We start from the raw sequence: 11,203 nt of genomic DNA, 5'->3' as shown, positions 1-11,203 counted from the left end.
GTAGTTGTCAACTTTTCAGCTTAGAATTTGTGCTTTTCACAAATTCATCCCTATTTTCAGTTAAGATTGCAAACAAGCTTAGCGAGTTTCGCAATTACCTAACAACATATATGCACCAAAATACATTGCATATTGTCATATCCAAATCAAACTTTTATTTTTTCGTCCGATATATATCTTGTAAAGACATTATAACATCTCATAATGCTATATGATATAGTCTGTTTTTTGCAATTTTATACCAATATGCAACATTACATAGCTTATTTATATATCAGTTAGCATTATGGTATATTTTCCATATGTACCCAAAAAAGACATTTTTAATTTAAATTTTCACACTATAAAGAATGCACATTACTTAGAAACGAGGTATGACTATGAATGAAAATGAATTATACTTTTCTATTTTTCCAAACGAACGCTTTATAGATCTTGGACTTTACCAATTTGGTATGGAACAATGTTCTCCATCCCACTCATACGGTCCTGCAGCAAGAAATCATTTTTTATTTCACTATATAATTTCGGGAACAGGCACCTTATATGCCGATGATTCGACCGGCACTACCAAAACATACCATCTTAAAAGCGGCGAGGGATTTTTAATCTTTCCTAATCAGATAACAACATATATAGCTGACAAAGAACTTCCATGGGAATATGTGTGGATAGAATTTGACGGACTTCGTGCAAAAGAAGCTATGGATACGGCAGGATTTTCTTTAGACAGACCGATATTTCACACAAAACAAAGAGATATGAGCCAAAAAATGGAAGAAGAACTCGTGTATATAGCAACTCACTCTGATGAAACTATATTTAATATAATAGGTCATCTTTATCTGTTTCTTGATTATTTTATGCGTTCAACAGTATCAACTGTAGTAAAGGGCAGCACCAAACTTCAGGATTACTATATAAAAGAGGCAATAACTTACATAGAACAAAATTTTCAGAATGATATTTCCGTAGTTGACATTGCAAACCGACTCGGTATTAACCGAAGTTATTTTGGCAAAATCTTTAAACAGACATTAAAACAGACTCCACAAGAATTTCTAATAAATTACCGCATGATAAAGGCAACTGAATTATTGAGACTCACAAAAATGTCAATAGGAGATATAAGCAAAGCTGTCGGCTATGAAAACCAGCTTCATTTTTCGCGTGCATTTAAGAAGATATATAATATCTCACCAAGAGAATGGCGAAACATAAATGCAGTTAATAATATGTAGAATTTTATTTGATCAAAAATCGCACTAATCTTTTGGAATTGCTTAAAAAAATAATAAGGGCTGTCACGCTAAGTTCTATTCATACAATATACAGAGAAGAACTCTGTTATCATCAGCTACATTTGTATAGATTATACTTACTGTGACAGCCTCTTATTTAATTAAATCTTTGCTTTCATTTTATAATCATCTCGTATTTTTAGACACTATGATTTTTACCTCTGCTTTAAAATACTACTACCGCTACTGAATTTGCAGGGAGCAATATCTCTGCTGTCTGATTATTTACGGCTGTCTGATATTTTACGGGAACGACATATTCTTTTTCTTTAGTATTCACATTTGCAACACCAGCAAGATCCTTATCCACCGTAAGCATTACGACTTCGGCACTCGCAACCTTTTTGTAAGCATCAAGTTTTACTGATACTTTCTTTGCAACATTATCTGTATTTACAAGTTTTGCATAGATGTTCTTTTCATCTCTTGTTACGGAGTTAAATACAACTCTGTTGTATGCATTTAATTTATAGTCAAGGACTATACTCTTGTTTCCTGCCTCATCTGTATAATACATCTGAAGTCCCCTCGCATCTCCGCATCCGTAATTAACGGTAAATACATACTGTTTTCCATCCTCAAGCGGCTCAAAATTGCACTCTCTCAAGTTTCCAGCAAGCTCACTTGATGAGTAGTCGCCCATTCGGTAGCCCTCACTTCCGTCCTTAAAGACTCTTACACCGGTGAGATAACCGTGCATTGAAACAGCATACTCAACGACATTTTTATTCTTCTCTGATATATCCGTAAGACCTGCTCCAACAAATAATCCGCCGTTTCCTGAAATCCTCTTTGCTGTCACATTTACCTTATAATCCGTCCAGCTGTCATCATATATATATATTCCATTTGCAGCTTTGTCTGTTGCCTTAAATAAAATTCCATCTGGCTGTTTTTCATAATTCTCAGAACCCGGTATCAGTGAAATTTTCTCATTAAGCTCTTTTGCAAAATCCTGGCTGAACAATACACTTCCGTCCGCATTTGAGATTATCTCAATCTTTTGTAAAAGCACATCTGCTTCTGTCACTGAAACTGACACTCCGCCGTGTGGTATAAGCTGTTTTTTCTCTTCCTTGTCATACATCTTAAATGATGTATCTACCGCATGGTCACCTATGTACTTTGCAAACATCTGCTGAACATAATAGTTTGGTGTGTGCCATACAGAATCATTATCAAACCATATTGCATCCGGTGTCCAGCGGTATGCTCCGTCATAAATCACCTTGTTAAATAATGGTGCTGTTGCCGCAAGTCTCACTACATCCGAATTATTTTCAAACCCTGTCATAACAGCAGCTTCTGCAACTGCTCCTGCAAGTGTGTTCTTGTCAGATGAAGCATATTCACCCACAAATACTTTCGATGAATTGTCATCATCAATTGTTCCGTCTGCCTTATATGCTCTGTAGTAATAATCATATCTGTCCGCATTTTCATACAGATATGCATTTGAGCGATAATAATGCTCATCGACTACAGTTTCCATATAATGTTTCTGGTATTTGTACCACTCAACATTTTCGTCAAAGCTTTCGTTTCCGTCAGTAAAGGCAATAACTGCACCCTTATCCTTGAGATTTCCGCTTAAATATCTCCAGCCAAACTTATATGCATCGTCATCTGCCTGCGCACCTACCGTTGAAATGATTGTAAGGTCATATCCCGGATAATTCTTTTCCATATGCCCATCAATGGCATGTTTAAATTCTTCAAAACTTGCGAAAAATTCCTCGCCCCAGTTTTCATTACCAACACCTAAAAGATGCATGTCAAACGGCTTTTCATGTCCCATTTTCTTTCTTAGTGCCGCCCACTCATTATTCTCACAGTCGGTACTGATTGCAAAGTCAATAAGGTCTGTAAAGTTTTTGATATATTTTTTCTGAAGTTCTCCACCTGCCGGATTTGCATAATCAGAACGTGCCTGACAAAGCACTCCGCAAGCCATAACAGGAAGTGGTGATGCTCCTAAGTCCTCGGCAAGCTGGAAATACTCCATATATCCAAGTCCCATTGTCATCATATAACCCCATACATTAAAGTTTTCTTTTCTGTATTCAATATCATCAACAGAATCTTTCCAGTCATATACATTTTCCCAAATAAATGAGCCTTCCGAAACGCATCCGCCCGGAAATCTTAAGAATTTTGGATGAAGGTCACGCATTGCCTCAACAAGATCCCTTCTGAGACGGTAATTCTTATTGCCTGTATAGTTTGCATGAGCCGTAGCACTTGTGCTTTCCTCATCTGCTCCCCAAACATTCTCAGGCATAAGAGAAACCATATCTATCGAAATTTCTCCTTCAAATATAAGTCTAAGCTGTGCATAACCTGTCTTTTTAGCAGTAAGAACAAGCTTTTTGCTCTCACCGAACTTATTCCACGCATCAGTAATTCCATCGAGAACTATCTCATCACTTACTAATGCATCATCCTCATCGACAAGTGAAACTTTTATCTTTGCCACATTATCCGTACTCTTAGCCCATATTGAAAAATCGTACTTTTCATCTTTTTTAAGATACATAGAAAGTGCTGCTGTCATATCGCAGAAACCTCTGTTATAAAGAACTGCACCTGATTTTGCAGTAATATAATACTCGCTTGTATCAGGCTTTGTAATTCCAAGATGCTCATTTAAACCACCCTCACATTTAGGTGTAACTTTGTCTGTATCACCGAACCAAAATGCAAGCGGTGTATGATTTCTGCCTGTAGACTTTCCGTTCTCCCCTGATGATGGGTCGTATGTATTGTATGTAAATGCCTCAAATGAACGGTTATTTACAAGTTCTGCATAAATACCTCCATCTGCCGCATTGTTTATATCCTCATAAAAAAGTCCGTAAAGAGTATCACTTATCTTTACCTTTTCACTGTCAGCATGGATAGTAAGCTCATATGGAACCTCTGTCTTTGGAACAACCGTAACATAATATTCGATAGTCTTTTTTTCATCATCAAACGAAAGAATTGCACTAAGTTTTATATACTTAGCTTTCTCAAAATCTCCAACTTTTCCGTCAGAACTTAAAACAGATTCATCCTCTGACTTCCATACGACATTTACCTTTCCTCCCATATAAGATGTAGGAAGCTCTATGTCCTCTGTTATTATCTTGTCAGGTGCCATAAGATACTTTTCACACACCATCTCAAGAATATCTTTCTTTGAAATACTCTCACAAACAATATCTACTATCTCACCCTCTGACAAAGCAGAATCATAAATCCTAAAGTCTGAAAGTGCCACGTTTGCATCAGGATCTGCATCAAACTGTGAACGACCGATAAAATTGTTTACATATCTTCCATCTTCCTTAAGACCTGCAAACCATTCTCTGAGTCTCCTATAATTTCCGCTTGATGTCTGGCTTATAAGACCATCTGCAATAAGTTCTCCGTCAACATATACCTGTGGACCCGCACTGCTGAGTGTTCCGTTTTTCGTACCGTGGACAACTACGGCAACATGCATCCATGTATGCTCCGCGAATCCTTTTCCCGGATCAGCAAGCAAATCAGCACCGCTAAAGCAGCTTGCTCTTAAATTTCTGGTGAGAAAGAAATAAGGTCCCATTGTAGAATGACCAAAATCAAAAAGTCTCTCCCAAACATTAACTCCTTTAGAAAGATTCATCCAAAATGAAATACAAAGACCATCATCATCAGAAATTGATTTAAGAATATTTTCAGGTAATTTAAGATATGAAGCAGCAGCCTTTCCATCACCGCTAATCAAGACCGCATTTCTTCCGTCAACCTCTTTTATAACAGGCGCATTGTCCCCGGCAGGAACAGCATCAAAACCATTTCCCGAACTGTCTGCTCCAATATTTTTTTCATTATCAAACTTGTACCATGCTATCATATATGCTTCTCCTTTTTCAGTATTTTTATTTTTCAAAGCTATGATACCATTTTACAATTTATTAAAATAATTTACAATATTATTTTCAAAAAAATGTAACAGTTCATCCCCAAAAAATGTTCGAAAATTACCCCTGGTATATCAGAAGTTCCTGTACTGCTTCTTTTCGAAGTTTCTCCTCTTCTACTGTCCTCTGTTTTCTTTCTTTATCCATGTAGCAAACTTCATATACAACTGGATTAAAAGATGTGACTTTCATATAAGCAGTGAGTGATAACGGAATAGATGCTACATCTTCTTCCAGATAATGGTCTCCAAGCTCACGGAGAATATCTGCGATTTTATCAATGTCTTCTGTATTTCCAACTTCTACCGTAAACGGTTCACGGTCATACAGTTCTTCATCGTTTTCAATATATTCCATTCCTGAGACACAGGAGATGTCTATTGACTCAATATTCTGCAGGAGTAAAAATGAACCGTTATGATATACTACTTTAAATCCAAAGCAGCACGGATACTTTGGCTCAAGGGAAATTTCAAATTCATAATCATCCCCGTCGTAAACAACATCCACAAACGGAATCATAAAATTGTATACACGATCATACAGATATATCCGACTGCATATCTTCCACTGCGTTCTGTCAGTACCATCTTGCTTCGTTCAAGTTTAAATCCATTTTTGCCTTTCGTATATGTGCAGGTAATACCTGTTCCTTCATCGTCAGCACTTGAAAAATACAATTTCTTTCCATAAGAAAATCTGTAGATGAGATATCTTGACGATTTCGCAACCTGTTTGTAACGTCCGGAAACTTTTTGATACAATACCGTATTAAGTGTATTGTCATTATGCTTTTCCATATAGGTTCTGCCATTTGATTTGAACGTCCGCGATGATGCCTGCACCGTTGTCGTCCTGACATTGGTTATCGCAAAACATCCCAGAACCATAAACAATAACAACAGACATAGTTTCAAATGCTTTCTCTTTGTGTTTTTCATTTTCTTTTTTCTTTTTCGTATTCTTTCAGTTCTTTCAGAGCCTTCTCACCCTGTGGGTAAAGAATGATGATATTAAAGATCGTCATCAGTCCGATTCCAACATCACCAAGATCCCACACAAATGTATATGCTGCAAGGCCGCCGATGAACAGCATCACAAGCGCCAGTACTTTGTATGCAGTCTGTGAAGCCCAGTTATCTCCGAAAAGATATGCAACATTGCATCTCGCATAAAAAAGGATGCCCAGAAACGTCGAAAAACTGAATAAAAACAGCGTCGCCGCAATAAAGATCACACCAAAACGGCCAAGATGATGTTCCATTGCTGTCTGCAGAAGATCCATTCCGGAAAGTCCTGTAACTTTTTCTTCCGGCGCAAGCAGCATGATAAATGCTGTACAGCTGCAGATCACGATCGTATCCACAAATACCCCGAGCGCCTGTACCAATCCGGCTTTGACCGGCTGGTCACATTCTGCCGCTGCTGCCGCACACGGAGCAGATCCGGAACCTGCTTCATTCGAAAACAGTCCACGTTTGATTCCATTCATTAGGACTGCGCCAAAACCGCCGGCTGCTGCCTGTCGGAATCCAAATGCTTCCTCAAAAATTCTTGCAAAAACACCCGGCAAACTTCCAAGATTCATCACAATGATCAGAATCGTGATTGCAAAATAGCATACCGCCATGACCGGCACTACCATATCCAGGATCTTAACTGTCGCATCTTTACGAAGCACTATCACAGCAGCCACAGCAACAAGTACTACCGTCATATAGATCGGCGGAATGGAAAATGCATTTTTAAATGAAGAAACAACAGAATTGCTGATCACTTGACTGATACCGCACCAGCAGATCAGACCGGAGATTGCAAACAACACAGAAATCACCACTTTGTTTCTCTTTTTCTTCTGTTTTTCTTCTACATATGCATGAATATAATACGCCGGACCGCCGCGATAACCTCCGTACAGCGGATCTTTTTCTTTATAAAGCTGTGCCAGTGTCGCTTCAATAAAAGCTGTTGATGAACCGATAATTGCCGTCACCCACATCCAGAAAACCGCACCGGCGCCGCCTGCCGAAATTGCCGCAACAACACCGATCAGATTTCCCATACCGACACGGGTTGCCGTCGAAACGATCAGTGTCTGAAATGAAGACAGACTGTTTTTTTCTTGTTTCTTCTCAACCAGTGCCTGCACCATATCCGGGAACAGGCGAATCGGCAGAAAACGCGTCCGAACCGTAAAATAAATTCCTGTGGGAATCAGTAATATAATCAGAAGCGAAATCCCCAGAGTGCTGCCGCCCGGCAGTGGAATCTGCACCAGATCTCCCCACAGAAAACTATATACTTTCTCAATCAGAGTAACTATCATACTTTAAACCCTCTTCCATACTCACAACATCCGGGATACATGCTGCTCACGTCATCTACAACAGCCTGATTCCCGGACAGATACCATAATAGTATAGCCCATATTAACCCTTAAACGCAAGTACTTTTAGGGTTTAAAGTCAAAAACTTTAAATAAAGAATTTCTATGGGGTAGGGGAAGTGCGCTTTCTTTGCGCATGATTTCAGTCATTTATACACAACAGGTACAAAAAGGGAGATGCGAAAAAACTCAATCGAGTTTTTTCACATCCCCTTTTTGGTGCTGAATAGCCTTTCATTTTTACACCTGAATAGCAACATTCTCCCTGACATTTTTTCTGAGTGACATCAATAGCAGCAAAAATAGAACAATTATGAACCACACATTTCCAGCCTGAAATTTAACACTTTGATAAATACCATATTCACGAATATTAAATTTCCTTATAATCTCAAGACTAAGCACTATCCCGGCTGCAATTCCCGAAAAGATAAACAGGATAAGCTGGTACCATATTATCTTTTTCACTCTTCTTTCTGACATTCCAAGTTTTCTTAATATTACATATTCTTTTCTTCTCGACTGTATCATATTTGCCGCCGCATTTACCCAGCCTATTCCTGCCATTATGCTTAACATATAGAGTAAAAACCTCACAATAAAATATCTCTGTTTAAGAATTTTATGCGAAAATGCCATTACCTGCTCAAAACTCTGCCATCTGAGTGCCGTAAATCCCATGCGGGCATTTTGCAAACTCACATCAAGTTTTTTTGTCATTTCATGTGCAAATATGTTCCATTGTTCTACTCTCATATCTTTTGGAAATGATTTAAATATTTCATTATCTGTGTCAATGATGACGACATCAAAAATATTGTCAGGAATAATCCCAACAACCGTTACTGTTGTACTAACTCCCTTATAATCCTTCCACATTCTATACTCGTTTTCTGTTTTTTCATCATAATATGAAAAATCTGCATCTTCTGTACTAAGCGTTATCTTATCACCTGTTTTTATCTTATATTTTTTAGCAGCTTTCCTGCTTATCAATATCGAATGTGCAAAATCTGATATATCACTTTTCACAAGCCCCGATTTCTGCATTTTTTCCAGTGATGCAAACGATTCTCCACCTCCAAAGAAAAACTCTTTGCCCGATGTTTTTTTTGCCGTAATGCCTATTCCCGTATCTATATCCGCCTGCAGAAATACATTTGTATCTGCCTGCTGTTGAATCTTTTTACACAGATTGTCAATTTTTGAATAACTATATGACTGGTCATCATTTATAAGTACATCATCCATATATATGCCCTTATAATATATATCATTGTTTTTTCCTATCTCATCCATCAAATCCTCACCGCAATAAGAAAATGCCGTGAGCATGATTATCGTAAGTATCATAAGAAAATTTTCTTTCATTTTCGGAACAGCCATCTTATAACTTATGAGCATATCATGCGGCAATACCATTGATAAAAAACGGTTTATAATTCCTTTTCCTGAATATGCTTTATTTGACGAACCATCATTTTTCATGGACTGGTATGGAAGTTTATTTATAAATGACTTTGAAAATAATGTAAGAAATATTTCTACCCCGGCAAATACTATTGCCGTAATCCCTAACGCCAATGAAATATCAACTGTTCTCGCTTCCGCAGCAAAATCAAATTCTTTAGCTGTAATACTAAACAGAATGTTTCCGGCTAACAGAGAAAACACAAAACCTGACAGACACCCTGCACCTGTTATATAAATTCCAAGCAACGAAAATATCGTTTTTACCTGTCGTATACTTGCACCCATCGTCCGCATAACAGCCATATCCCTGCTGTATTTCTGCATAAATCTCCTGAATACGGCAGCTATAAACAACAGACTTATTATAACGACTATAACCGCAAGAATGTTCATAAAGCTCGAATATACATTTACATAGGACTGATACTCCTTAGAATCCTCTATCATAGTTATATCAAGTTTTTTATCTGCATTCTTTATAGCATTTTTAATCCAGCTCATCTTTTTGCTGCGTTTTGTCTTTATCAGGATATATGATGAACCTATATCTTCTTTTTTAATCTCACTAAATGCTTTCTTAGTAACTACAGTAAAAAATATATTTTGAAAAGAAAAATTATCATCATAAATTATCTCTGATACAGTAAACTCCTTTTCACCGCAGTAAACAGTATCACCGACTTTAAGATTTTTAGAATCAGCAAGCTTCTGATTTATTACCATCAGGTTGTCTCTCAAACGGCTGTAAAACTTATATCGTGCCCTGTTTAACCTGCCATTGTCAGTGCCTATCATATATGTGTTAACTGAAGTTTTTTCTGTCAAATCCGTTCTAATATCAATATAATCAAATATTCCCGTATTAAGTTCATCAATTCCATCAATACCTAATACCTTTTTTAATACGTTATCATCAATTTTTGAATAATCTTCATGAGAAGCTATGATGTCACAATCCCCAAACGTCTCTCTCATATTTTGAAGATATGACTTTTTAGAATTTCTTGTAAGCTGAAACATCAGAATAAGCATTGTACTCACAAAAAATATGCATATTACACACGAAACCGTCAAAAATCTGCTCTTTTTTAAGAAGTTAATACTTATTCCGTTCAGCTTTTTTATATCTTTATTCATTTTTATGATTTTCTCCCATCAGGCAATAAGACTACGAAATATATCAAGTATATTCGTAAAATTATCGCTGTCATCCCCATTTTTGTATTCGCTCTTCACCTCACCGTCATGCAGAAATATTACTCTGTCAGCATATGTGGCAATAATCGGATCGTGCGTTACAATAATGAAACTCTGTCCTTCTTCCTTTTTTAACTGCATAAACAAGTCCATTATCTCAAGCGAAGTATTATAGTCAAGATTTCCGGTAGGTTCATCAGCAAGAACAATGTCAGGATGTGTCACGACCGCCCTTGCAATTGCTATCCTCTGCTGCTGTCCTCCTGAAAGCTGTGTGATATTGCTGTCAAGCTTATCTTCAAGCCCAACCCTCATAACAATATCTTTCACAATTCCCTCCGTCTTTTTTTCCTTTTCACCTTTAAGAATCAACGGCAAAGAGACATTCTCCCTGACTGACAAATCATTTAACAGACTGAAATCCTGAAATATAAAACCAATGTGCCTGTTTCTTATCTCAGTAGCATGAGGTTCCTCTGAATACTGTTCTTCCTTTTTCCCGTTCAGCCAAATCTCTCCGTCATCCGGTATCAGAAGCGCACCCAAAACATTTAAAAGCGTACTCTTTCCTGAGCCGCTTCCTCCCATAACAGCAAGCATCTCACCTCTTTTAAGGCAAAATGAAATTCCTTTCAATGCCTCAACTTTTGAATCACCTGTAATAAATGTTTTTTTAATGTTTTTTACTTCTAATATAAACCCGTTTTTTTCTTTCATTTTTTCCCGCCTATACTTTTTTGTCCAGAGCTTTGACTTCATCTATGAACAATTCTGCTATTTCTGCTATTTCTTCATATGACAATTTACCAGACTGCAACATGCCCTTTGCAACTTTAATTGCTTTTGCATGTTCTGTTTCATTTCTTCCATCGCTCTACACATAGTCGCAACCCCTTTCT

Annotated in this window: 7 protein-coding genes; 1 reads left to right on the top strand and 6 read right to left on the bottom strand. The window is 37.4% G+C overall.

What is annotated here, in order from left to right:
* Positions 1-380 precede the first annotated feature (380 nt).
* On the top strand, positions 381-1,241 hold the full coding sequence (locus ACZLXV_RS10960; RefSeq protein WP_482383450.1) for an AraC family transcriptional regulator: 861 nt from the start codon (positions 381-383) through the stop codon (positions 1,239-1,241).
* Positions 1,242-1,467: 226 nt separating this feature from the next.
* Here ACZLXV_RS10960 and ACZLXV_RS10955 read toward each other — a convergent pair whose 3' ends face one another.
* The 6 genes from ACZLXV_RS10955 to ACZLXV_RS10930 form a co-directional block, all read right to left on the bottom strand.
* Positions 1,468-5,181, bottom strand: a complete 3,714-nt coding sequence (locus ACZLXV_RS10955) for an alpha-L-arabinofuranosidase C-terminal domain-containing protein (RefSeq protein WP_482383449.1) — start codon at positions 5,179-5,181, stop codon at positions 1,468-1,470.
* 127 nt (positions 5,182-5,308) lie between these two features.
* The gene (locus ACZLXV_RS10950) at positions 5,309-5,770 is read right to left on the bottom strand and encodes a hypothetical protein (RefSeq protein WP_482383448.1); all 462 of its coding nucleotides are present in this window, start codon (positions 5,768-5,770) and stop codon (positions 5,309-5,311) included.
* Positions 5,767-6,189, bottom strand: coding sequence for a hypothetical protein (locus ACZLXV_RS10945; RefSeq protein WP_195590890.1), 423 nt, complete (start codon positions 6,187-6,189; stop codon positions 5,767-5,769). The genes ACZLXV_RS10950 and ACZLXV_RS10945 overlap by 4 nt, the downstream gene beginning before the upstream one ends.
* Positions 6,186-7,574: an alanine/glycine:cation symporter family protein gene (locus tag ACZLXV_RS10940; RefSeq protein ID WP_055945498.1), complete on the bottom strand. Its 1,389-nt coding sequence runs from the start codon at positions 7,572-7,574 to the stop codon at positions 6,186-6,188. Before ACZLXV_RS10940 ends, ACZLXV_RS10945 begins: the two co-directional genes overlap by 4 nt.
* 300 nt (positions 7,575-7,874) lie before the next feature.
* Positions 7,875-10,244, bottom strand: a complete 2,370-nt coding sequence (locus tag ACZLXV_RS10935) for an ABC transporter permease (RefSeq protein WP_482383447.1) — start codon at positions 10,242-10,244, stop codon at positions 7,875-7,877.
* Between the two features lie 18 nt (positions 10,245-10,262).
* A complete protein-coding gene (locus tag ACZLXV_RS10930; RefSeq protein ID WP_482383446.1) occupies positions 10,263-11,021 on the bottom strand; it encodes an ABC transporter ATP-binding protein in 759 nt (252 codons plus the stop codon).
* Between the last annotated feature and the right edge of the window lie 182 nt (positions 11,022-11,203).

The sequence above is a fragment of the Butyribacter sp. genome, assembly GCF_056818865.1.
The sequence above is the reverse complement of the archived record's forward strand: the minus strand, read 5'-3'. Positions and strand labels throughout refer to the sequence as shown.